Raw genomic sequence first — 21,748 nt, forward strand, 5'->3', positions numbered from 1 at the left:
ACCACGCGCACCTGGGACGAGCTCCTGCATGCTGGGACCCGTGACCACCTCTGACCCGCTGCTCACCGACCGCACCCCGCTGCCGGACGGCCTGGACGCCCGGCTGCGCGACCACCTCACGTTCCTGATCGAGGTCGACAAGCTGAAGACGGTGCTGCGGGCCTCCCCGCTCGCCGCGGCGGACCGGCGGGAGAACGACGCCGAGCACTCCTGGCACCTCGCGCTCATGGTCATGGTGCTGGCCGAGTACGCCGACGAGCCGATCGACGTCGGGCACACGATCAAGCTCGTGGTGGTGCACGACCTGGTCGAGATCTACGCGGGCGACACCCCGATCTACGACACCGAGGCCGGAGTCACGCAGGTGGAACGGGAGGAGGCCGCGGCCGAGCGGTTGTTTGGGCTGCTGCCGGCGGACGCGGGCGTCGCGCTGCGGGCGTTGTGGGACGAGTTCGAGGCGCGGGAGACGCCGGAGGCCCGGTTCGCGAAGGCCATGGACCGGCTCCAACCCCTGTTGCTGAACTGGATGGCGCAGGGCGGCACGTGGCGCACGCCGGGTGTCACGGCCGATGACGTGCGTGCGCGCAAGGCGGTCATCGGTGAGGCGTCGAAGGCGTTGTGGGACGCGGGACGGCACCTGATCGACGAGGGCGAACGGCGCGGCTGGGCCCGTCAGGTGTGATGTCCGGGGAGGTCGGCGGCCAACGCTTCGACGCTGAGCACGCACGCCGTGGCCGCGTTTGCCGAGGCTGCGCGTGAAAGCGGCTAGGCGGAGACGGTCGCCACGAACGCGCGCCAGGCCGAGGTGCTGAACGCCAGCACCTCGCCGGCGACGTTCTTCGAGTCACGCACGCGCGCGTCATGGGCGAGCGAGACCTCGACGCACGCACCCTCCGGCGTGCCGTTGCTGTAGGTGCTCTTACGCCAGGAGCGGTCCTGAGCCATCGAAGTCCCTTCGCGGTCGGCTGACGTACTCCGCCAGCTTGCTCCGCGATTGTTCCGCATCCAAGGCGACCTTTCCCAGGCGGTGAAAGGCGAGCCTGGTTCGAGCGATGGCAGCCGGATCCTGCACGAACAGCTGCGCGAGATCGGTCTCGTTGTAGGCGAGCGGCATCGCCTTCTCGAACTCGAACAGCCACAGCCCTGCCGAGTTGGCCAGCACGCACTCCGGCACGACCCGGATCAGCGGCGCGTTGAAGAGCAGGTGCAGGTACTGGTCCTCCATGACCTGGTCGTCGCCGACCCGCTGGTTCAGCGCCAGCTCATGGATGTAGAACACGCAAGTCGGCCGATCGTGTCGACGCAGGACTGTCTGCCGGTCCTGGCGCACCTGCACAAGTCCAGGAATCTGCTGCTCGGTCGCGATCCCGGTTGCCCAGTACAGGTGCTCGGAGTACGCCTCGGTCTGCAGAAGTCCTGGAACTGTCAGCGGGTCATAGGTGGTGATCGCGGTGGCCATCGATTCCGCCATCGCGACCGTGCGCAGGTTGTCCGGCACCTGCACGATGTAGTCGTCGAACGCGGTGCGGTAGCGGCGTTTGAAGTCCTCGTAGAAGCCGATGTCCTTGCGGCACAGCGTGAGGAACTGGACCAGGTCGATCTCGCTCGGCCGCGACTTGCCGTGCTCGATGGTGGACACCTTGCTGGGGTCCCAGCCGAGGCGCACGGCGAACGCGGCGGCGTTCAGCTTCGTCGAGGACTCGCGCAGGCGGCGCAGCTCGTCACCGAGGTCCCTGCTGTACGCGGTGGAAGTGGTGCTGTAAGCCATGCCGGGGACGCTATGGCGTGCGATTCGGCCACGGAACTGGCTCGTTCGGGTGAAGATGACCGGGCCCGCCCTGGTGTCAGGGCGGGCCCGGTCAGCGTGGGGACTAGAGAACCGCGCGCAGCTGGTCCGCGATGACCGCGATCCGGCCGAGCACGCCGTTGACGAACCGCGGCGAGTCGTCGGTCGACAGGCCCTTGGCCAGCTCGACGGCCTCGTCGATGGCGACCGCGTCCGGCACGTCCGCTGCCCAGAGCAGCTCGAACAGGCCGATCCGCAGGACCGCGCGGTCGACGGCCGGCATGCGCTGCAACGTCCAGCCCTCGGCGTGCTCCGAGATCAGGTCGTCGATGCGGACGCGGTGGGCGGTGACGCCCTCGACGAGGGTCACCGTGTAGTCGTTCACCGGGGGGATGTCCGGCGAGCCGACGCGTTCGGCCAGCAGCGTCACCGGGTCGGTGCCCAGCAGGTCGGCTTCGTAGAGGAAGTCGACCGCGCGCTTGCGGGCCTTGCTGCGAGCACCCATCAGGACTTGTCGCTGATCCGGCCGAGGTAGCGGCCGTCGCGGGTGTCGACCTTGATCTTCTCGCCGCTCGTGACGAACAGCGGGACCTGGATCTCGGCGCCGGTCTCCAGCTTGGCGGGCTTGGTGCCGCCGGTGGAGCGGTCGCCCTGCAGGCCGGGGTCGGTGTGCTCGATGACGAGCTCGACCGAGGTCGGGAGCTCGATGAACAGCGGCACGCCCTCGTGGACGGCGACGACCGCCTCCTGGTTCTCCAGCAGGTAGTTGGCGGCGTCGCCAACCGTCTCCGCCGGAACCGGGATCTGGTCGTAGGTGTCACCGTCCATGAAGATGAAGTCGGTGCCCTCCTTGTAGAGGTAGGTCATGCCGCGCTTGTCCACGGTGGCCGTGTCGACCTTCGTGCCCGCGTTGAAGGTCTTGTCGACGACCTTCCCGGTCAGCACGTGCTTGAGGGTCGTGCGCACGAAGGCGCCACCCTTGCCGGGCTTGACGTGCTGGAACGCGGTGACGGTCCACAGCTGGCCGTCGAGGTTCAGCACCAGGCCGTTCTTCAGGTCGTTCGTGGTGGCCACGGTGGGATTTCTCCTGTGTTGGACTGGGTGTCAGACGACCACGAGTTCCTTCGTGGTCAGGGTGAGGAGCTCCGGTCCGCTTTCGCGCACCACGAGGGTGTCCTCGATGCGGACCCCGCCCTTCCCCGACAAGTAGACGCCAGGCTCGACGGTGACCGCCATACCGGCCGAAAGTGTACCGGCACCCACCTTGGACAACGCCGGTGCCTCGTGGATCTCCAGCCCGACGCCGTGGCCGAGGCCGTGCAGGAACTCCTCCCCGTGCCCGGCCTTCTCGATCACCTCACGCGACGCGCGGTCGACGTCGCTGACCTCCACCCCCGGCTTGAGGGCGCCCCGCCCGGCCGCCTGCGAGCGCGCGACCAGCTCGTACAGGTCGCGCTGCCAGTCGGCGGGCTTGCCGAGCACGAGCGTGCGGGTCATGTCCGAGTGGTAGCCGTCGACGAGCGCGCCGAAGTCGAGCTTGATGAAGTCGCCCACGTGCAGCGTCGTGTCCGTCGGCGAGTGGTGCGGCACCGCCGAGTTCGCGCCGAACGCCACGATCGACGAGAACGACGGCCCCTCCGCCCCGTGGTCGAGCATCCGGCTCTCCAGCTCGCGCGCGACCTCGCGTTCGGTGCGTCCGGCCCTGAGGCCGCCGTGCCCGATCAACGCCGCCAACGCCCGGTCCGCCGCCGCACACGCCATCCGCAGCGCCTCGACCTCGGCGTCGTCCTTGACCAGCCGCAGCCTCTCGACCAGCCCACCGGCCTTGACGAGCTCCGCCCGGTCCGCCGTTTGGTTCAGCGCGTCCAGCCCGTCGACCGTGACGTGGTGGCTCTCGAACCCGAGCTTGCCCTTGGCGTGCTTCGCGAGCGCCAGGTCGCACGGCCGGTCGATCTTGCGCTCCAGGTCCGGCACCTGCTTCGCCGACTGCGTCAGATAACGCCCGTCGGTGCAGAACACGGTCTTGTCGTCGCCGCTCGCATCGACCAGCACGGCGGCGTTCGACCCGGTGAACCCCGTCAGGTAGCGGACGTTGAGCAGGTTCGTGACGAGGAGCGCGTCCAGGTCCGTGGCTTTGAGCTGGTCGCGCAGGGCGGTTCGGCGAGCGGCGTACGACGACATGTCTCGCAGCGTACGGCCAGTCCTAAGCTGTCCGCATGCGTCCTTGGTTCGTCCGTGCGTTGTGGATGGGGCTCCTGCACGGAGCCGTCCAGACCGGCGTCGCCGCCGTCGCGGTCCGCAGCCCCGAGGCGACCGCGGTGGGCCCGATCGCCCTCGCGCTCTTGGTCGTCGCGGCGGTGTTGTGGGGCGCGGTCGACACGCTGCGCGAGCTTCCGTCGGCCGGCATGCAGTGGTTCATCGCGGCGCTGGTCGCGGGGCCGTTCGCCGGGGCTCTGGGCGTGATCGGGTCGGCGGTGCTGGTCGACCAGACCGGGCAGGAGGCGCTGTGGGTGGCACTGACCGGTGGTGCTGCTTTCACGGCGTTGCTGATTCTGGCGCCGGCCGGGCTGGGGATGCTGCTGGGTGGGGTGCTGACGCGGAAGTCGTCAGTCCGCGACTAGCTCGACCTCGAAGCCGTCCTCGTTCTCGAGGAAGGCGGCGTAGTGGTCGGGGCCGCCGGCGTGGGGGTGCCTGTCCGCGAACATCAGGTGCCAGCCGTGGTTCTGGGCTTCGGCGGTGAGGCGGTCGACGGTGTGTCGGTCGCCTGCGTGCAGGGCCAGGTGGTTGAGGCCGGCTTTCATCCGATCGTGTGGACCGGTGAGGGCTGGGGACTGCTCGACGACGACGTAGGTGCGGTCGAGCTTCCAGCTCACGCCGGCGTTCCAGCGCTGGTACTCGGACCAGCCGAGCTGTTGGAGGAGCCATCCGATGGTGGACTCGGCGCGGGCGAGGTCGGGGACCCAGAGCTCGACGTGGTGAAGCATCGGTGGTCCTTCCGGGATCATTTGGACGTATGCACAACGAAGTCACGGGTGGGGTCCGCGACAACGGCACGTCTTGCAGGTCGGCGACGTCGTACTGCACCAGGCCGGTCGCCGCCGGCCACCACGCCTCCGTGGTTCTGAGCCACGGCCGTGGCTTGGCCGGGCGCGGCTCGCACTTGCCCTGCGGCTCGGCGTGGCGGGCTGCTGTTGATCATCGTCCGTACGGGTTGGTCACCATGTTGGCCGGCGATCGGCCTCGTGGAGCCACCGATGCAGCGGTCGTGCGGCTGGTCTCAGGAAAGCTGCGGTCGTGTGAGACCGAGGTGGTCGAGGTGTTGGTCCGCTACAAGTCCGAGAACGTCTGCGGAAACGGGGTTTCGAGCTGCCGGAGACGACCGTGGAAGAGCTCGTCCGCATCGGCTTCAACGAGTGCGTTGACGCAGCCACGGCACCAATGCCCGTTGGTTGCCCAGAGGTCTTTCCCGGTGCACGTCACCGCACTCAGGCCGGCACTTTCGTGGCCACCCTGGTCCGAGAGCCGGACGGCTCCGACAGGCTGCTGGAGATCAAGCGCTTCCCTTGAGCGAGAGCCAGCGCAGGGCCAGCAGGTAGCCCTCGACGCCCAAGCCCACGATCACGCCGCTCGCCACCGCCGAGATGACGCTGTGGTGCCGGAACTCCTCGCGCTGGTGGATGTTCGAGATGTGCACCTCGACCAGGGGCGCGGTGAGCTGGGAGCAGGCGTCGCGGACGGCGATGGAGTAGTGGGTCCAGGCGGCGCCGTTCAGCACCACCGGGGTGGAGGCGTCGGCGGCTTCGTGGAGCCACTCGACCATTTCGCCCTCGTGGTTGGTCTGGCGGACCTCTACCTCGAAGCCGAGGGTCTTGCCTTCGGCCTCGCACATGTCGACGAGGTCGGCGTGGGTGGTGCTGCCGTAGATGAGCGGCTCGCGGGTGCCGAGGCGGTTGAGGTTGGGGCCGTTGAGGACGAGGACCTTCACAGGAGCACCGTTCCGCCGGACTTGGGCTTGGGTTCTGCTGCCACTGCGGAGTAGGCGGCGGCGATGAGGGCCGGGTCGGGGCCTTCGAGGCGGCCCGGTTTGGCGAGGCCGTCGAGGACCACGAAGCGGAGGACGCCTGCCTTGTTCTTCTTGTCGACCTTCATGCCCTCCATGAGCTGGGGGAGGGCGTCGGGGTCGTAGGAGGTGGGGAGGCCGAGGGACTCGAGGACGGTCCGGTGGCGGTCGGCGGTGGCGTCGTCGAGGCGGCCTGCCAGGCGGGACAGTTCGGCGGCGAAGACGAGGCCCACGCTGATGGCGGCGCCGTGGCGCCAGCGGTAGCGCTCGCGGCGTTCGATGGCGTGGCCGAGGGTGTGGCCGTAGTTGAGGATCTCGCGCAGGGAGGATTCGCGGAGGTCGGCGGTGACCACGTCGGCCTTGATCTGGATCTTGCGGCGGACGAGCTCGGCGAGCACGTCGCCGGTGGGGTCCAGGGCGGCCTGCGGGTCGGCTTCGATCAGGTCGAGGATGACCGGGTCGGCGATGAAGCCGCCCTTCACGATCTCGGCCATGCCGGCGATGAGCTCGTTGCGCGGCAACGTCTCCAGCGTGGCGAGGTCGACGAAGATGACCTCGGGCTCGTAGAACGTGCCGACCAGGTTCTTGCCGGCGTCGGTGTTGATGCCGGTCTTGCCGCCGACCGCGGCGTCGACCATGCCGAGCAGGGTGGTCGGGATGTTCACCAGGCGCACGCCGCGCATCCAGGTGGAGGCGACGAAGCCGGCGAGGTCGGTGACGGCGCCGCCGCCGAGGCCGACCACGACGTCGTTGCGGGACAGGCCGATCTTGCCGAGCACGTCCCAGCAGAAGCCGGCGACGGCGAGGTCCTTGCCGTCCTCGGCGTCAGGCACCTCGACGCGGTGCGCGTCGATGCCCGTGGCCTTCAGCTCGTCGACCAGCACCTCAGCGGTGGCGGCCAGGGTCGGCTGGTGCACGATCGCGACCTTGGCCGTGCCCTCGAGGTGTTCGACGATCTCGGTCAGCAGGCCACGGCCGATCACCACGAGGTACGGCTTCTCGGCGTTGACCTCGACGGTCAGCGGCTCGGTCATTCCCCAACTCCCTTGATCACCGCGTCGGTCACCTGCTCCGGCTCGAGGGCGTCGGTGGCCACCTCGATCGTCGCGACCTCGCGGTACAGCGGCAGGCGCGCGTCGAGCAGCGCCTTGAACGTCGCACGCGGGTTCACGCCCGAGAGCAGCGGCCGCGCGGACGACAGCCCGGTGCGGCGCACCCCCTCGGCCATGCCCACGTTCAGGAACACCACGGTGTGCTCGCGCAGCCGCTCGCGGGTGGTGGCGGACAGCACCGCTCCCCCGCCCAGCGCGAGCACGCCCTCGTGCTCGACCAGCGCCTTGGCGACCGCTTCCTCTTCCATGGCACGGAAAACGGGCTCGCCATCGTCGGTGAAGATGTCCGAGATCGGCTTGCCGGCCAGCGCGACGATGTCGGCGTCGACGTCGCGGAACGGCAGGCCGAGCCGGGCGGCGAGCATCTCGCTGATCGTGGTCTTGCCGGCCCCAGGGGGCCCGACCACGACGAACTTCGGGCTCACAGGCCCTCCCAGCGGGCTTCCAGCGCCTTGAGGTAGGCGTGCGCGTTGCGGCGCGTCTCGTCCAGCGAGTCGCCGCCGAACTTCTCCAGCGCGGCCTCGGCGAGCACGAGCGCCACCACGGACTCCAGCACGACACCGGCACGCGGCACCGCGCACACGTCCGACCGCTGGTGGATCGCCACGGCCGGCTCACCGGTGCGCACGTCCACAGTGGACAGTGCGCGTGGGACGGTCGAGATCGGCTTCATCGCCACACGCGCGCGCAGAACCTCGCCGTTGGTGATTCCGCCTTCGAGGCCACCGGCCCGGTTCGAGCGCCGCGTGACGCCGACCGGACCACTGCCCCGGTCGATCTCGTCGTGCGCCTGCGAACCCCAGCGCTGGGCGGAGGTGAAGCCGTCGCCGATCTCCACGCCCTTCATGGCCTGCACGCCCATCAACGCGGCGGCGAGACGCGCGTCGAGCCGGCGGTCCCAGTGCACGTGCGAGCCCAGGCCCGGCGGCAGCCCGTAGGCGAGCACCTCGATGACGCCGCCGACCGTGTCACCGGCTTCCTTCACGGCCTCGACCTCGGCCACCATCGCCTCCGTGCCGCGCGGGTCGAAGCACCGCGTCGGCGACTCGTCGATCGCGGCCAGGTCGTCCGGCGTCGGCAGTGCCGCGTCCTGCGGCGTCTCGGCCTTGCCGATCGACACCACGTGGCTCAGGACCTGCACGCCCAGCAACTGCTGCAGGAACTGCCGCGCGACGGTGCCGAGCGCGGTGCGGGCTGCGGTCTCGCGTGCGCTCGCCCGTTCCAGCACGGGCCTCGCCTCGTCGAAACCGAACTTCTGCATGCCCGGCAGGTCGGCGTGTCCCGGTCGCGGCCGGGTCAGGGCCTCGTTGCGGCCGGTGGGCTTGAGCAGGCTCGGGTCGACCGGATCGGGTGACATGACCGTCTGCCACTTGGGCCACTCGGTGTTGCCGATGGTGACCGCGATCGGCCCGCCCTGCGTCTTCCCGTGCCGCACGCCTCCGAGGATCTCGACCTCGTCCTGCTCGAACCCCATCCGCGGCGAGCGACCGAACCCGAGCCTGCGCCGCCCCAGCTGGGCGACGAGGTCCTCGGTGGTCACCTCCACCCCGGCGGGCATGCCCTCCAGAACGGCGACGAGGGCGGGGCCGTGTGACTCTCCAGCGGTGATCCAGCGCAGCACGTTCACAATCCTTTCACAGCGTCGTCAAGGCCCAGGTGGCAGCCAGCAACCCCGGTCCGTGCGGGGCCTGTCGCGCTCTGCGCAGCGCGGCGATCGCGAGCGTGACCGCGCTGGAGAGGATCGCCGCAGGTAAGAGCGACGGGACCGGGAGCACGGCGCCGAGCCCGAACGCGAGCTTCACGTCGCCGCCGCCCATCACGGCCGGGCGCCACCGCCGGATCGCGAGATGAGCGCCACCGAAGACGACCGCTCCGAGTACCGCGGCTCCCAGCCTGTGGAACTCCAGGGCCAGCAAGGTGACGGCGAGCGGCAGGGTCAGCGCGTCGGGTAGCCGGTGGTGGCGCAGGTCGATCGCCGTGAGCAGCACGCCGAACGCGGCGAGCGCGTAGGACGTGGGCGGTGCGTCGAGGACTTGGGCGACCGTCCACAGGGAACTGAGGGCGAGCGCGAGCAGGGCCGTGGTCATGGCGTCCACGGTCCCGTGCTGGGGGCTCGGGACCAAATTCCGCGGTGTCGTGGATGGTCCATTCATGCACGGGGTCAGGATGCCTGGGGTTGGGCTGGGGGAACGCCCGGAAGTCGCGGTGGGAGGGAAAGGAGGAGGGGAAGGAGGAGCGCGCAGGCGGGGCGAGGGCCGGGGCTCGGGCGGGCGCCGAGTGGGCCGGGGCGGCGGGCGGCGGCGGGCGCGGGCGGGGCGGCGGGCGCGGCGGCGGGCAGGGCGCGGCGGGCAGGGCGCGGCGGGGCAGGGCGCGGGCAGGGCGCGGCGGGGCAGGCGCGGCGGGCAGGGCGCGGCGGGGCAGGGCGCGGCGTGAGTGACCGGGTGCTCGGCGCGGCCGGAGGGCGCGGCGGGGTGGGCCGGAGCGGTGAAAGGCGAGTCGGCAGGGGCTGGCTGGAGCGGCGGGCTCGTGGGAGCGGCGCGGCTCGTGGGAGACGGGCGTGGCTCGGCAACGGGGCGGATCCGCTACCGAGCCTGCACAGCACCTGGTCAGAGCACCCGGTCAGGGCGACCGGTCAGGGCGACCGGTCAGGGCGACCGGTCAGGGCGACCGGTCAGGGCGACCGGTCAGCGGGACCAGTCGAACAGCGCGTCGTTCGCCGCGACGTCCACGTCCACCACGAGGTCGCCGAGCGCCTCGGCGGAGGCGTCCAGGGCGATCACCGGGCAGATCGGCGCGTACCCGGCAGCCTCGACCTCTGCCGGGTCCCAGGTCACGATCCGCTGGCCGGCACGCACTTCCTCGCCCTTGACGACGTGCAGCTCGAAGCCCTCGCCCTTGCGCTTCACGGTGTCGATGCCGAGGTGGACCAGCACCGCGGCGCCGTCGGCGGAGGCCACCACGAACGCGTGCGGGTGCAGCGTCACGATCGTGCCGTCCAGGGGCGAGACCACGTCCGCGACACCACGCGCAGGCTCGACGGCCACGCCGGGGCCGACCATGGCCTGGGAGAAGACCGGGTCGGGGACCGCGGAGAGCGCCACCGCACGGCCGGCCACGGGGCTGCCGACGCGGACGCTCACAGGAGGTCCTCGATGTCCGACGCGATGGTGTCCGCCTCCGGCCCGACGATGACCTGGACGACCTCGCCGGACTTGATCACGCCGTGGGCACCGGTGGCCTTCAGCGCTGCCTCGTCGACGAGGGATCCGTCCTTGACCTCGCAGCGCAGACGGGTGATGCAGGGCTCGATCTCGATGATGTTGTCGGCTCCGCCCAGCGCGGCAAGGATCGCTTCCGGCCTGTTGTCAGCCACGTTCGTACCTCTCGTTCCCGTAACAGCGGTTGACACCAACTCTGTGCGCGGAGCATTCTCCCGCACCAACTGGTCTAGACCGGAAAGTACCACTAGCGAGGAGGTGAGCGAGTGCACGAGATCGTGGACGGGCCCAAGCCCAAGCACGCACAGCTGCGCGAGATCCTGCGTCGCCTCGCCGAACACGACCTCGCGCCGGGCTCGCCCATCCCCTCCGAGCGCGATCTCGCCGAGCGGTTCGGGGTCTCCCGCATCACCGTGCGGGCCGCAGTGGGCCAGCTGGTCGCTGAAGGCCTGCTCACGCGGGCGAAGGGGCGGGGCACTTTCACCGCACAGCGGCGCTACGACCTGCAGCTGCACCTGACCTCGTTCACCTCGGACATGGTCACGCGCGGGCTGGAGCCGAGCACCGAGGTCATCAGCTGCGGTGAGGGTGTGCCGGGTGGCAAGGCCGCGCTCGGGCTCGACCCCGACGAGACCGCCTACCGCCTCGTCCGGCTCCGCAGGGCCGACGGGGCGCCGTTGGCCCTCGAACGCGGCTGGTACAGCCCGCACGTGCTGCCCGAGCTCGACAGGTGCGACCTGACCGGGTCGCTCTACGAGATCATCGCGGCCCGCTACGGGGTCCAGCTCGACCACGCGCGGCAGACCGTGTGGGCCGAGACCGCCGACGGGGAGACCGCGAAGGCGCTCGAGGTCCGCAAGGGCAGCCCGCTGCTCGTTTTTCGCAGGGTCGCCAGCTCTCAGGGCCGGCCGACCGAAGACGTGACGTCCTGGTACCGGGGCGATCTCTACCAGGTGACCATGCAACTGGACCGGACCGTCCCGGGTTCCGGACCGAACTCCGCCAAGGGAGGTACCACATGAGCGCCAGCGCCCCAGAGGCGACAGGCGGTCGCGGGTTCAAGGGCCTGGCCGGTGTCCAGCGGTTCGGCCGCAGCCTCATGCTGCCGATCGCCTCGCTGCCCGCCGCCGCACTTCTCCTGCGTCTCGGCCAGCCCGACCTGCTCGGCAAGGACGGTCTGGGCTGGAACCAGGTCGCCGCCGTCATCGGCAACGCGGGCGACGCCCTGTTCGCCAACCTGCCGCTGCTGTTCGCGGTGGGTGTCGCCATCGGCTTCGCCCGTCGTGGTGACGGTTCGACCGCGCTCGCCGCCGTTGTCGGCTTCGTGGTCACCCAGGCCGTCTTCAAGGCGATGTCGCCGCTGGTGCTGGAGGTCGCCGCAGACCCCGCCAAGCAGCAGCAGATCAACTACTCGGTGCTGACCGGCATCGTGGTCGGTCTGATCTCCGCCGTGCTGTGGCAGAAGTACCACCGCATCAAACTGCCCCCGTACCTCGCGTTCTTCGGCGGCCGCCGGTTCGTGCCGATCATCGTCGCGGGTGTCATGATCCCGGTCGGGGTCGTCATGGGCCTCATCTACCCGTGGTTCAACAAGGGCCTGCTCGCCGTCGGCGAGTTCGTCTCCGGCAGCACGATCGTCGGTGCCGGCATCTACGGCACGGTCAACCGCCTGCTCATCCCGCTGGGCCTGCACCACATCCCGAACACGTTCGTGTGGCAGGTGTTCGGCGAGTACAAGGTCGGCGACACCACCAAGACCGGTGACATCCAGCGGTTCTTCGCCGGTGACCCGACCGCGGGCACGTTCATGTCCGGCTTCTTCCCGATCTTCATGTTCGCGCTCCCCGCGGCTGCGCTGGCGATCATCCACACCGCCAGGCCGTCGCAGAAGAAGATCATCGCCGGCATCATGGGCTCCGCGGCCCTCACCTCGTTCATCACGGGTGTCACCGAGCCGCTCGAGTTCGCGTTCATGTTCGTCGCCTGGCCGCTGTACGTCATCCACGCGGTCCTCACGGGCACCTCGCTCGCGATCACCAACGCGCTGGGTGTGAAGGACGGCTTCGGCTTCTCCGCCGGTGCGATCGACTACCTGCTCAACTTCAACATCGCGACGAAGCCGTTGCTGATCATCCCGATCGGCCTGGTCTACGCGGCGATCTACTACTTCCTGTTCCGGTGGGTCATCACCAAGTGGAACCTGAAGACGCCGGGACGCGATGATGACGAGTCGCCGGAGGCCGACGAGAGCGTCGTCGGCAGCAGCGGCGACACGGCCGTGCGGGAGAACGCCGCGGCCGGTGAGAACACGGCTGTGCGCGAGAGGCGCGCCCAGCGCGAGCAGCAGTAGTCAGGACAACCAGCTCTACCGGGAGGAACCATCATGGCCGAGCGACGGGTCACCGTGGCCAGCAAGGTCGGACTGCACGCCCGACCGGCCGCACTGCTGGCGAAGGCCGCCGCCGACCAGCCGGTGGCGGTCACCATCCGCAAGGACGGCGGCGAAGCCGTGGAAGCGGCGAGTGTGCTGGGTCTGATGACCCTCGGCGCCATGCACGGTGACGAGGTGGTGCTCAGCGCCGACGGCGACGGAGCGGATGCTGCTCTGGACGCCATCGCGGAGCTGATCGCCACCGACCACGACGACTGAGTCGGCCGCGTCGACTGAGCCGTCGGAGTCAGCGGAACCGGGTCGCGGGTGGTCTGCCGAGAAGATCGGCAGGCCGCTCGCGACCCATCCGAAGTGCAGCACCACCAGCGCGGTGACCACGCCCGAGAGCGTCGAGGGCGTGGCCGCCGGGTAGGTGACCACCAGCCAGGCCCCGCCGACCGCCACGGCGGGAGGCACGACCAGCCCCGCGGTCCACCTCCGCAGCACCAGGAACCCGAGGGCCGTGACCAGCAGTGCCGCGCCGAGCGTGTCGCTGAACCGGTGCCAGCCCAGCGACACCGTCTCCGCCGCCACGGCACCCGCGCCCAGCGCTCCCGGCACCGCCACGAGCAGCGCGAACCTCTTCGGCACCGCGATCACGACCGCGACCACCGCCGCCACGGCAGCCGTCGTGTGTCCACTCGGGAAGCTGTTGTGCACCAGCACCGCCTCCTCGTCCAGCGGTGGCCTGGTCAGCACGTAGAGCTTGAGCACCTGCGCCAGCAGCACCGACCCGCCGAGCACCAGCAACGGCGGGAACGCCTTCTTGCGGGCGATGAGCACCACGAGCACGGCGGCCACGATGATCGCTATGTCCACGTTGGACGCCCACGACCGTTGCAACGACAGTTCCGGCAACGCCGCGTTCTCCGCCTTCTGCCCGAACGACGTCCAGACGAGCGCGAAGTACGTGAAGAGGAATCCCAGCAAGCTTCCGGCCATGCGTCCGATGGTGCTCAGGCCGCTCTACGGGAGCGTCCCCGCAATGTCATGGTCTCGCAACAGAACCGGCACGGATCTTGCCGCGACCGGATAATCGCTTCCGTGGCGATGGTCTTGCTGGTCGAGGACGACCCCGCGGTGCGTGAAGGTCTCGGACTGGCGTTGCGCCGCCAGGGACACGACGTCCGAGCTGCGGGAACGGGCGAGGAAGGCGTCGACAGGCTGCGCGAGACCCGCCCCGACATCGTGGTGCTCGACATCATGCTGCCGGGCATCGACGGGTTCGAGACGTGCCGCCGGATGCGCATGCAGGCCGAGATCCCGATCATCATGCTCACCGCGCGCGGCGACGACTTCGACGTGGTCGCCGGTCTGGAGGCGGGTGCGGACGACTACGTGGTGAAGCCGGTCGAGCCACGGGTGCTGGAAGCGCGCATCAGGGCGGTGCTGCGGCGCACGGTCTCCGAGCCGGCGAACATCGAACGGCACGGCTCGCTGGTGATCGATCGGGCAGGCTTGGAAGTGCGCAAGAACGACGTGAAGGTCGCGCTGACGCCCACCGAGCTGAAGCTGCTGCTGGAGCTCTCCCGCACGCCCGGCCGCGTGCTGACCCGCCAGCAGATCCTCGAAGCGGTCTGGGAGCACGACTACCTGGGTGACTCGCGGCTCGTCGACGCGTGCGTGCAGCGGGTCAGGGCCAAGATCGAGGACGTGCCGTCGGAGCCCGTCTACATCCACACCGTCCGCGGCTTCGGCTACCGCTTCGGACCTCGCTGAGGTCGTGCGCGTGAGGTTCTTCCGTGGCCTGAAACCGCGCCTGATGGCCGCGTTCGCCCTGCTGACGCTGCTCGGCGCGGTGGCGGCCGCGGGCCTGTCGTACGCCAACGCGCGCAACCTGCTGCTCGCGGACGCGCAGGACGGGTTCATGAACCCGTTGGTCGAGGAGGTCCGCGACTACACGCCGCGCGTGGCCGTGCCGCCGACGCAGCAGGACCTCGACGAGATGGCGACGTACCTGCGCAGCTCGTCCGTGGTGGTGTACCAGGGGATGCGGTCGCAGGCGGGGCCCGACCTGGAGTTCGTGCCGGCCGAGCTGCGGGAGGCGCTGAAGACCAGCCGGACCGTGCAGTGGCAACGGCGCACCGACCGGGCCGATCCGTACGTGGTGGTCGGGATCCCGCTGCTGCAGCCGTCCGGGGCGCCCACCGGGGTGGAGGTGTGGGCGTACAGCTCGCTGGGCGGGCCGTCCCGTGCCATCGACAGCTTCGCGAAGGCGGCGTGGCTCGGCGTGGCCCTGGTGCTGCCGTTGGCGCTCGGCCTGGCCCTGCTGACCGCACAGGGCGTGCTGCGCCCGGTGCGCAGGCTCGGGGCGGCGGCACGGGCGCTGGGTGCGGGCCGGTTGGACACGCGCGTGGACGACCGCGGGTCCGACGAGCTGGCCGAGCTCGCGCGGACGTTCAACAAGGCCGCCGAACAGCTGGAGGCCTCGCAGGCGGCGTCGCGCCGGTTCGTGGCGGACGTGTCGCACGAGCTGCGCACGCCGTTGACCGCGATGAACGCCGTGACGGGTGTGCTGGACGAGGACGCGGCCTCGTTGCCGGAGGACACGGCGCTGGCCGCCCGGCTGGTGTCGGCGGAGACCCGCAAGCTGACCAGGCTGGTCAACGACCTGATGGAGATCTCGCGCTTCGACGAGGGCCGCAACGTCCTGGAGCTCGACGAGTGGGACATCGGCACCGCTGTCACGGACAGCCTGGCCGCGCGGGGCTGGACCTCGTCGGTGGAGACCTCGTTGCCCGCCGGGATGATGGGCCGGGTGGACCGCCGACGGCTGGACGTGATCGTGGCGAACCTCGTCGGCAACGCCCTCAAGCACGGCGGCGCTCCGGTGCGCGTCTCGGTGCGGCCGGGCGAGATCGAGGTGGCCGACAGCGGGCCGGGGATCCCCGCCGAGGCACTCCCCCACATCTTCGACCGTTTCTACAAGGCAGACACGGCCCGCTCACGTTCCGAGGGCAGCGGACTGGGATTGGCGATCGCATGGGAGAACGCGCGCCTGCACGGCGGCACGATCGAGGCCGCCGACGGGCCGTCCGGTGGCGCGGTCTTCACGTTGCGGCTGCCCTGGTGATGGTCAGTGCCTGTGGCGTGCAGCCGACACCGGTCTTGCCGGGCTCGGACGCGCCGACGGTGTCCGTGCGCGAGCTGACGGTCTACTTCGTGTCTGCCGACGGCTCGGAGCTGGTGCGGCGGACGCGGTCGCACACCGGCATGGTGGACAACACGACGGCGATCACGACGCTGATCGGCGGGCTGACCGACGAGGAGACGAAACTCGGGCTGCGGACGGAGGTGCCGAAGACGACCCAGCCGGTGTTGACGGTGTCGAACCTGATCCTGCTGCCCACGGACATGCTGCCGCTGTCGAAGCTGGCGTCTTTCCAGCTGTTCTGCACGGCGTTCGCGAACGGGGCGACGGTGAACGGGCTGCCGGACGGGTTCGACTGTCCTTAGTCGAGGTGGCCGTCGAACGGGCCGACCTTGGTCACGGTGGCGCCGTCGCGGAGGACGATCTGCAGGCCGTGCTCGGGTTCCCACGCGCATTCGGCCTCGATCGACACGTACACGCGCCCGCGCTCGCCGTCGCGTTCCACGGTCGGCACGCTGCGGCTGAAGTCGACGTGCGCCCAGACGTCAGCGGGTTCGGCGATCTGCGGGAAGTCGTCCTCGGGCACGATCGACTCGGCGACGGCGCGGTAGTAGGCGAAGACGGCGGGTGCCACGTCGTGCAGGGTCTGCCGGTCCAGCGCCAGGAAGGTGTGCACGGCGGCGTGCCAGTCGTCCTTGCCGGGGTCGTCCTCGTACCACTCGTCGAGGCGGACCGGTCTGGGGTCATCACCCAGCACGGGCACTGGAACGGGTGCGCTGATGAGGCCGTAGCCCTCGACGTCCTCGACGACCGGACCGAGACCGGGGATCTCCACCTGGTGAGCCTAACGAGCCTCAGGACCGGGCCGCGAGCTCCGCCGCCAGCGCCTTGCGCATCACGTCCTGCGGCGCCGCCTGCCCTGTGAACTGCTCCACCTGCCCGAAAGCCTGGTGCAGCAACATGTCCAGCCCGGTCGCCAGCGCCGTGCCCGCCCGTTCGACGGCCACCGCGACCGGTGTCGGCCACGGGTGGTAGATCACGTCCAGCACGTGCGGCGCCCGTGCGAGCTGCGCGGCCAACGCCGCCGTCGCCTCGGCCGGCACCGTCGACACCAGCACGTCGGACGACGCCGCCAGCTCACCCAGGTCCACTTCGGACAGCCGCACGACCTCGACGGTGACACCCACCCGTTCAGCGCACGCCAGCGCCTCCGCGGCGCGCGAAGGTTCCCGCACCACCAGGGAAACCGTCGTCACACCGAGCTCGGACAGGCCCGCCAGCGCGGCCGTCGCCGTGCCACCCGCGCCGAGCACCACACCACGCGAGCCGCCGGAGAAACCCTTCTCCCGCAACGCACCCACGACGCCGTCCACGTCGGTGCAGTCGGCGTGCCAGCCGGACTCGGTGCGCACCAACGTGTTCGCGGCACCGACGGCCACGGCGCGCGGGGTCACCGAGGACGCGAACGCCAGGGCGGCGCGCTTGGTGGGCATCGTGCACGACAGGCCCACCCACTCCGGTCCCAGCGACGACACCAGGGCGGGCACCTCGGCCTCGCTGCACTCCAGGCGGGAGTACTCCAGGTCGAGACCCAGGAACGTGTACGCGGCGTTGTGCAGGACCGGCGAGAGCGAGTGGGTGATCGGTGAACCGATCACCGCGGCCTGGCGCACTAGTAGACGCCCTCTCGCTGGGCCTTCTGGTCCTTCGCCTTGTGCTCCTCGTAGTCGACCGAGAAGCACGAGTTGCCCTTCTTGTCGCACTTCACGAAGTACTCGAAGTTGCCGGGCTCCGGCTTGATGGCGGCCTGGACGGCCTCGACGCTCGGCGAGCCGATCGGGGTCGGCGGCAGGCCGGGCGAGATGTAGGTGTTGTACGGGCCCGCGGCGCCCCGGTCGGCGTCGGACGTGCGGATGTGGGGCTGGTTGAGCTTGTAGTTGACCGTCGAGTCGAACTGCAGGGGCATCGGCTTCTTCAGCCGGTTGTAGATCACCTGCGAGACCTTGCCGAAGTCCTCGACGATGGCTTCCTTCTCGATGAGGGAGGCCATGACCAGCACCTGGTAGGGGCGGAAGCCGGTGTTGACGGTGCCGCCGGGGATGCCGATGCTCTGCAGCTTCTGGGCGGAGGCCACGACGACGCTGCGGATCAGCTCGACCGCGGACGAACCGGGCTTGACCTGGTAGACGCCGCGCATGATGAGGCCTTCGAGCCGGAACGCGGGCTCGGCGCGCTTCACGTCCGCGAGCGCCCAGTCGGGAACGCCCAGCGCGAGCGGGTCGGTCGTCTCGGCGGTCTGGCGGATCTCGTCGGGCGTGAGGCACTTCTTCACGCCGTCCTTCTCCGTGCAGCTCGCGTCGGCGAGCTGGGAGTAGATGCCCTTGACGGTCTTGTCGCCGACCTTGATGTCCGCGAGCTTGATGCCGCCGACGATCTGCACGGCGGGCACGCGGGTCTTCGAGTCGATCATCTTCGCGACCGCGTTCGCGCCGGACATCTTGGTCTTCATCAGGTAGAAGCCCGGCTGGATCGACGTCGCGCGGGCGTCCTTCAGGCCGGCCTCGGTGAACGCGCGGGGCGACGCGACGACGCCCGCCTCGTGGAGGGTGGTGGCGATGATGCTCAGGACGTCGCCGTCCTTGACCTCGACGATGGCGTCGGCCTCGCCGGCGCCGGCGTAGTCCTCGAAGGAACCGATGCCGCGCAGCTCGCGGTAGCCGTAGTAGGCCCCGCCCATGCCGACGGCGAGGATCAGCGCGACGACCAGCCACAGCACGGTCTTCTTGCGCTTCTTCGCCTTGCGGGCCGCGCTGTTGTCCCTCTTCACGACACGTCGCTCATCGACGTCGCGATCGAACAACCCGAGATCGTCGCTCACGCCTCATCCTTTCGGGCCACGGTTCGTGCCCGTGCATCCAGCCAAGACTGCAGGATCTCGACCGCAGCGGCCTGGTCGACCACGGCACGCTGCTTCTTGCCCTTCACACCGCGCTGCGCCAGCACCCGGCTCACCACGACCGTCGTCAGCCGTTCGTCACTCAGCCGGACCGGAACCGGAGCCACGCGCGCGGCCAAGGCGGCAGCGTACGCGGTCGCCGCCTCCGCTGCCGGGCCGTGCCGACCAGCCAGAGTCTTCGGCAGACCGACCACGACCTCGACGACGTCATGGTCGGCCACGAGACGTACGAGCTCGGTGAGGTCCGAGCCGCGCTTCTCGTCACGCTGCAGGGTAACCAGCGGAGTCGCCAGAAAAGCACTCGGATCGCTGAGAGAAATTCCCACGCGAACCGATCCGACGTCGACGCCGAGCCTCCGTCCGAGGCCCGGGTCGTCGACGTCAGCGGCATCAGCGCTGCTCAAGCACCTTGTCCAGTTCGTCGGTGAGGGCCGTGACGGCCTCCGGGACACCGGCCGGGTTGGTGCCGCCGCCCTGGGCCAGGTCCGGCTTGCCGCCACCGCGGGCGGCGATGGCCGGGCCGAACACCGGGACGAGCTTGCCGGCGGCCAGGCCCAGGTCACGGGCGGCGGCGGTGGTGGCGACCACGAAGCTCACCTTGTCGCCGTCGGTCGAGAACAGGGCCACCACACCGGGCCGGTTGCCCAGCCGGTTGCGGACCTCGCCACCGAGGGTGCGCAGGTCGTTGCCCGACACGCCCTCCAGGCCCAGGGCCACCAGCGACACGCCGCGGATGTCGAGGGCCTTCTCGGCCAGCGACCCGGCGTTGCCGAGCAGCTGGGCGGCGCGGACCTTCTCGAGCTCCTTCTCGGCGGCCTTCAACCGCTCGACCAGGGACTCGATCCGCTCGGGCAGGCCGTCGGAGCCGACCTTGAGCATGTCGGAGAGGTTCTGCACGATGGCGCGTTCCCTGGCCAGGAACCGCATGGCCTCGATGCCGACGTAAGCCTCCAGGCGGCGCACGCCGGAACCGACCGAGGACTCACCCAGCAGGGTGATCGGGCCGATCTGCGACGAGTGCTCGACGTGCGTGCCACCGCAGAGCTCACGCGACCAGGGGCCGCCGATCTCGACGACGCGGACCGTCTCGTCGTAGGTCTCGCCGAACAGGGCGACGGCGCCCATGTCCTGGGCACCCTGCATGTCGGTGTAGACCACGGCGACCGGCAGGTCCTTGCGCACGGCGAGGTTCGAGACCTCTTCGATCTCCGACTTGGCCTCACCGGACAGGCCACCGGTCCAGGCGAAGTCGAGGCGCAGGTAGCCGGGCTTGTTGTACGAACCGCTCTGCAGGGCCGACGGGCCGAGCACCTGGCGCAGGGCGGCGTGCACGACGTGCGTGCCCGAGTGGCCCTGGCGGGCACCGACGCGCCACTCCGGGTCGACGCGGGCCTCGACGTGCTCGCCCTCGCTGACCTCGCCGTTCACGACGCGCACCTGGTGCACCCACAGCTTGCGGGCGACCTTCTGCACGTCGAGCACCTCGAGCTCGGCGTTGCCGGTGACGATCGTGCCGGCGTCGGACTCCTGGCCACCGGACTCGGCGTAGAGCGGCGTGCGGTCGAGGACGACCTCGACGATGTCGCCCTCCTTGGCCGAGGAGATCCGCTGGCCGTTCAGCACGATGCCGCGCAGCGTGGCCTCGGAGGCCAGCTCGGAGTAGCCGGTGAACTCGGTCGGGCCCTGCTCCAGCAGCTCCCGGTACACCGACTGGTCGCCGTGGCCGGTCTTCTTGCCGGCGGCGTCGGCCTTGGCACGGGCGCGCTGCTCGGCCATCAGCTTGCGGAACCCGTCCTCGTCCACGCTCAGACCGGCCTCGGAGGCCATCTCCAGCGTGAGGTCGATCGGGAAGCCGTAGGTGTCGTGCAGCTGGAAGGCCTTGTCACCGGGCAGCGTGGCGCGGCCGTCGGAGCGCACCTCGGCGGCGGCGTTCTCGAAGATCCGGCTGCCGGCGTCGAGCGTGCGGAGGAACGTGTCCTCCTCGGCCTTGAGCACCTGCTGGATGCGGGCGAACCCGCTGACCAGCTCGGGGTAGGCCTCGCCCATCGAGTCGCGGACGACCTCGGCGAACGTCTGCAGCACCGGCTCGGTGACGCCGAGGAGGCGGCTGCTGCGGATGATGCGGCGCAGCAGGCGGCGCAGCACGTAGCCGCGGGCCTCGTTGCCGGGCGTGACACCGTCGCCGACCAGCAGCACGCCACTCCTGGCGTGGTCGGCGATCACGCGAAAGCGAACGTCATCGACCTCGCTGTCCCCGTACTTGCGGCCGGACAGCTCCTCGGCCTTGTTGATGACGGCGCGCACGAGGTCGGTCTCGTAGACGTTGTCGACGCCCTGCAGCAGGTAGGCGACGCGCTCGACGCCCATGCCGGTGTCGATGTTCTTCGACGGCAGCTCACCGAGGATCGGGTAGTCCTTCTTGGCACCGCCCTCGCCGCGGACGTTCTGCATGAAGACGAGGTTCCAGATCTCCAGGTACCTGTCCTCGTCGACGACCGGGCCGCCCTCCTGGCCGTACTCGGGGCCGCGGTCGTAGTAGATCTCCGAGCACGGACCGCACGGGCCGGGCACGCCCATGGACCAGAAGTTGTCCTCGACACCGCGGCGCTGGATGCGCTCCAGCGGCATGCCGGCGACCTTCTGCCACAGCTCGATGGCCTCGTCGTCGGTCTCGTAGACGGTGACCCAGATGCGCTCGGGGTCGAAGCCGTAGCCGCCGTCGCCCTGGGACTTGGTGATCAGCTCCCAGGCCAGCCGGATGGCGTCTTCCTTGAAGTAGTCGCCGAGCGAGAAGTTGCCGGCCATCTGGAAGAACGTGAGGTGCCGCGTCGTCTTGCCGACCTCGTCGATGTCGGGCGTGCGCACGCACTTCTGGATGCTCGTCATCCGCGGGGCGGGCGGCGGGGCCTCACCGAGGAAGTACGGCTTGAACGGCACCATGCCGGCGTTGACGAACAGCAGGTTGGGGTCGTCGAGCAGCAACGAGGCGCTGGGGATGTACTTGTGCCCGGCGTTCTCGAAGTGCTCGCGGAAACGCTTGATGATCTCATGGGTCTGCACGGGAAGGTCCTTGCTGAGGAAAGTGGTCAGGGCA

At 70.0% G+C, this 21,748-nt stretch carries 25 protein-coding genes and 2 pseudogenes; 8 read left to right on the plus strand and 19 right to left on the minus strand.

Annotation, left to right across the window (positions count from 1 at the left end; genetic code table 11):
* The first annotated feature begins 40 nt into the window (after nucleotides 1–40).
* Entirely contained in the window at nucleotides 41–682 is a 642-nt protein-coding gene (locus BBK82_RS45925) for an HD domain-containing protein (protein ID WP_237047950.1), read from the plus strand.
* Nucleotides 683–765: 83 nt separating this feature from the next.
* On the opposite strand, the gene BBK82_RS45930 is transcribed toward BBK82_RS45925, so the two are convergent.
* The 5 genes from BBK82_RS45930 to BBK82_RS45950 form a co-directional block, all read right to left on the minus strand.
* On the minus strand, nucleotides 766–945 hold the full coding sequence (locus tag BBK82_RS45930) for a DUF397 domain-containing protein (RefSeq protein WP_065920522.1): 180 nt from the start codon (nucleotides 943–945) through the stop codon (nucleotides 766–768).
* Entirely contained in the window at nucleotides 920–1,768 is an 849-nt protein-coding gene (locus BBK82_RS45935; RefSeq protein ID WP_065920523.1) for a helix-turn-helix domain-containing protein, read from the minus strand. The genes BBK82_RS45930 and BBK82_RS45935 overlap by 26 nt, the downstream gene beginning before the upstream one ends.
* Nucleotides 1,769–1,871: 103 nt before the next feature.
* Nucleotides 1,872–2,291 (minus strand): transcription antitermination factor NusB, encoded by a 420-nt coding sequence (nusB, locus tag BBK82_RS45940; RefSeq protein WP_065920524.1) that lies wholly within the window; start codon nucleotides 2,289–2,291, stop codon nucleotides 1,872–1,874.
* Complete coding sequence (efp, locus tag BBK82_RS45945; RefSeq protein ID WP_065920525.1) at nucleotides 2,291–2,860, minus strand: elongation factor P; 570 nt, start codon at nucleotides 2,858–2,860, stop codon at nucleotides 2,291–2,293. The genes nusB and efp overlap by 1 nt, the downstream gene beginning before the upstream one ends.
* A 30-nt stretch (nucleotides 2,861–2,890) precedes the next feature.
* Nucleotides 2,891–3,967, minus strand: a complete 1,077-nt coding sequence (locus tag BBK82_RS45950; RefSeq protein ID WP_065920526.1) for a M24 family metallopeptidase — start codon at nucleotides 3,965–3,967, stop codon at nucleotides 2,891–2,893.
* A gap of 35 nt (nucleotides 3,968–4,002) precedes the next feature.
* Here BBK82_RS45950 and BBK82_RS45955 point away from each other — a divergent pair, with 35 nt between their 5' ends.
* Nucleotides 4,003–4,407: a B-4DMT family transporter gene (locus BBK82_RS45955; RefSeq protein ID WP_154697898.1), complete on the plus strand. Its 405-nt coding sequence runs from the start codon at nucleotides 4,003–4,005 to the stop codon at nucleotides 4,405–4,407.
* Here the strand turns inward: BBK82_RS45955 and BBK82_RS48390 are convergent.
* The 8 genes and pseudogenes from BBK82_RS48390 to BBK82_RS45990 form a co-directional block, all read right to left on the minus strand.
* Nucleotides 4,393–4,770, minus strand: a complete 378-nt coding sequence (locus BBK82_RS48390) for a VOC family protein (protein WP_083268648.1) — start codon at nucleotides 4,768–4,770, stop codon at nucleotides 4,393–4,395. The genes BBK82_RS45955 and BBK82_RS48390 overlap by 15 nt on opposite strands.
* Before the next feature lie 566 nt (nucleotides 4,771–5,336).
* The gene (aroQ, locus tag BBK82_RS45960) at nucleotides 5,337–5,771 is read right to left on the minus strand and encodes a type II 3-dehydroquinate dehydratase (RefSeq protein WP_065920527.1); all 435 of its coding nucleotides are present in this window, start codon (nucleotides 5,769–5,771) and stop codon (nucleotides 5,337–5,339) included.
* Nucleotides 5,768–6,832: a 3-dehydroquinate synthase gene (gene aroB / locus BBK82_RS45965; protein ID WP_418287554.1), complete on the minus strand. Its 1,065-nt coding sequence runs from the start codon at nucleotides 6,830–6,832 to the stop codon at nucleotides 5,768–5,770. Before aroB ends, aroQ begins: the two co-directional genes overlap by 4 nt.
* A gap of 25 nt (nucleotides 6,833–6,857) precedes the next feature.
* A pseudogene (locus BBK82_RS45970) lies at nucleotides 6,858–7,383 on the minus strand (shikimate kinase); the annotation flags it as partial.
* Nucleotides 7,380–8,579: a chorismate synthase gene (gene aroC / locus BBK82_RS45975; RefSeq protein WP_065921899.1), complete on the minus strand. Its 1,200-nt coding sequence runs from the start codon at nucleotides 8,577–8,579 to the stop codon at nucleotides 7,380–7,382. The pseudogene BBK82_RS45970 and the gene aroC, both read right to left, overlap by 4 nt.
* A 13-nt stretch (nucleotides 8,580–8,592) precedes the next feature.
* The gene (locus BBK82_RS45980; protein WP_065920530.1) at nucleotides 8,593–9,045 is read right to left on the minus strand and encodes a prepilin peptidase; all 453 of its coding nucleotides are present in this window, start codon (nucleotides 9,043–9,045) and stop codon (nucleotides 8,593–8,595) included.
* 597 nt (nucleotides 9,046–9,642) lie between these two features.
* A complete protein-coding gene (locus BBK82_RS45985) occupies nucleotides 9,643–10,098 on the minus strand; it encodes a PTS sugar transporter subunit IIA (RefSeq protein ID WP_065920531.1) in 456 nt (151 codons plus the stop codon).
* Nucleotides 10,095–10,331 carry a PTS sugar transporter subunit IIB gene (locus BBK82_RS45990; protein ID WP_065920532.1) on the minus strand — a complete coding sequence of 79 codons (237 nt, stop codon included), beginning with the start codon at nucleotides 10,329–10,331 and terminating at the stop codon, nucleotides 10,095–10,097. The genes BBK82_RS45985 and BBK82_RS45990 overlap by 4 nt, the downstream gene beginning before the upstream one ends.
* Before the next feature lie 111 nt (nucleotides 10,332–10,442).
* Between BBK82_RS45990 and BBK82_RS45995 the strand changes: the two genes are divergently transcribed.
* The 3 genes from BBK82_RS45995 to BBK82_RS52195 are packed head-to-tail and all read left to right on the plus strand — an operon-like array spanning nucleotide 10,443 to nucleotide 12,826.
* Entirely contained in the window at nucleotides 10,443–11,198 is a 756-nt protein-coding gene (locus BBK82_RS45995) for a GntR family transcriptional regulator (protein ID WP_065920533.1), read from the plus strand.
* A complete protein-coding gene (locus BBK82_RS46000) occupies nucleotides 11,195–12,526 on the plus strand; it encodes a PTS transporter subunit EIIC (protein WP_083268650.1) in 1,332 nt (443 codons plus the stop codon). Before BBK82_RS45995 ends, BBK82_RS46000 begins: the two co-directional genes overlap by 4 nt.
* A gap of 33 nt (nucleotides 12,527–12,559) precedes the next feature.
* Complete coding sequence (locus BBK82_RS52195; RefSeq protein ID WP_071812907.1) at nucleotides 12,560–12,826, plus strand: HPr family phosphocarrier protein; 267 nt, start codon at nucleotides 12,560–12,562, stop codon at nucleotides 12,824–12,826.
* Nucleotides 12,827–13,105: 279 nt separating this feature from the next.
* Here BBK82_RS52195 and BBK82_RS55465 read toward each other — a convergent pair.
* A pseudogene (locus tag BBK82_RS55465) lies at nucleotides 13,106–13,549 on the minus strand (phosphatase PAP2 family protein); the annotation flags it as partial.
* A gap of 102 nt (nucleotides 13,550–13,651) precedes the next feature.
* Between BBK82_RS55465 and BBK82_RS46010 the strand changes: the two are divergent.
* Genes BBK82_RS46010 through BBK82_RS46020 form a run of 3 tightly spaced genes read left to right on the plus strand, consistent with a single transcriptional unit; the run spans nucleotide 13,652 to nucleotide 16,063 of the window.
* Nucleotides 13,652–14,326: a response regulator transcription factor gene (locus BBK82_RS46010; protein ID WP_065920535.1), complete on the plus strand. Its 675-nt coding sequence runs from the start codon at nucleotides 13,652–13,654 to the stop codon at nucleotides 14,324–14,326.
* A 10-nt stretch (nucleotides 14,327–14,336) separates the two neighbouring features.
* The gene (locus tag BBK82_RS46015; protein WP_237047951.1) at nucleotides 14,337–15,680 is read left to right on the plus strand and encodes a sensor histidine kinase; all 1,344 of its coding nucleotides are present in this window, start codon (nucleotides 14,337–14,339) and stop codon (nucleotides 15,678–15,680) included.
* Nucleotides 15,681–15,697: 17 nt separating this feature from the next.
* Entirely contained in the window at nucleotides 15,698–16,063 is a 366-nt protein-coding gene (locus BBK82_RS46020) for a hypothetical protein (protein ID WP_154697899.1), read from the plus strand.
* Here the strand turns inward: BBK82_RS46020 and BBK82_RS46025 are convergent.
* The 5 genes from BBK82_RS46025 to alaS are packed head-to-tail and all read right to left on the minus strand — an operon-like array spanning nucleotide 16,060 to nucleotide 21,714.
* A complete protein-coding gene (locus BBK82_RS46025; RefSeq protein ID WP_065920537.1) occupies nucleotides 16,060–16,533 on the minus strand; it encodes a DUF6985 domain-containing protein in 474 nt (157 codons plus the stop codon). The two genes, BBK82_RS46020 and BBK82_RS46025, sit on opposite strands and share 4 nt — an antisense overlap.
* Nucleotides 16,534–16,552: 19 nt before the next feature.
* The gene (locus BBK82_RS46030) at nucleotides 16,553–17,356 is read right to left on the minus strand and encodes a shikimate dehydrogenase (RefSeq protein WP_065921901.1); all 804 of its coding nucleotides are present in this window, start codon (nucleotides 17,354–17,356) and stop codon (nucleotides 16,553–16,555) included.
* Between the two features lie 14 nt (nucleotides 17,357–17,370).
* Nucleotides 17,371–18,576: an endolytic transglycosylase MltG gene (mltG, locus tag BBK82_RS46035; RefSeq protein WP_065920538.1), complete on the minus strand. Its 1,206-nt coding sequence runs from the start codon at nucleotides 18,574–18,576 to the stop codon at nucleotides 17,371–17,373.
* Complete coding sequence (gene ruvX / locus BBK82_RS46040; protein WP_065920539.1) at nucleotides 18,573–19,058, minus strand: Holliday junction resolvase RuvX; 486 nt, start codon at nucleotides 19,056–19,058, stop codon at nucleotides 18,573–18,575. The genes mltG and ruvX overlap by 4 nt, the downstream gene beginning before the upstream one ends.
* A complete protein-coding gene (alaS, locus tag BBK82_RS46045; RefSeq protein ID WP_065920540.1) occupies nucleotides 19,045–21,714 on the minus strand; it encodes an alanine--tRNA ligase in 2,670 nt (889 codons plus the stop codon). The genes ruvX and alaS overlap by 14 nt, the downstream gene beginning before the upstream one ends.
* Nucleotides 21,715–21,748: the final 34 nt, after the last annotated feature.

The sequence above is a fragment of the Lentzea guizhouensis genome (assembly GCF_001701025.1).
In the GTDB taxonomy this organism is placed as follows: domain Bacteria; phylum Actinomycetota; class Actinomycetes; order Mycobacteriales; family Pseudonocardiaceae; genus Lentzea; species Lentzea guizhouensis.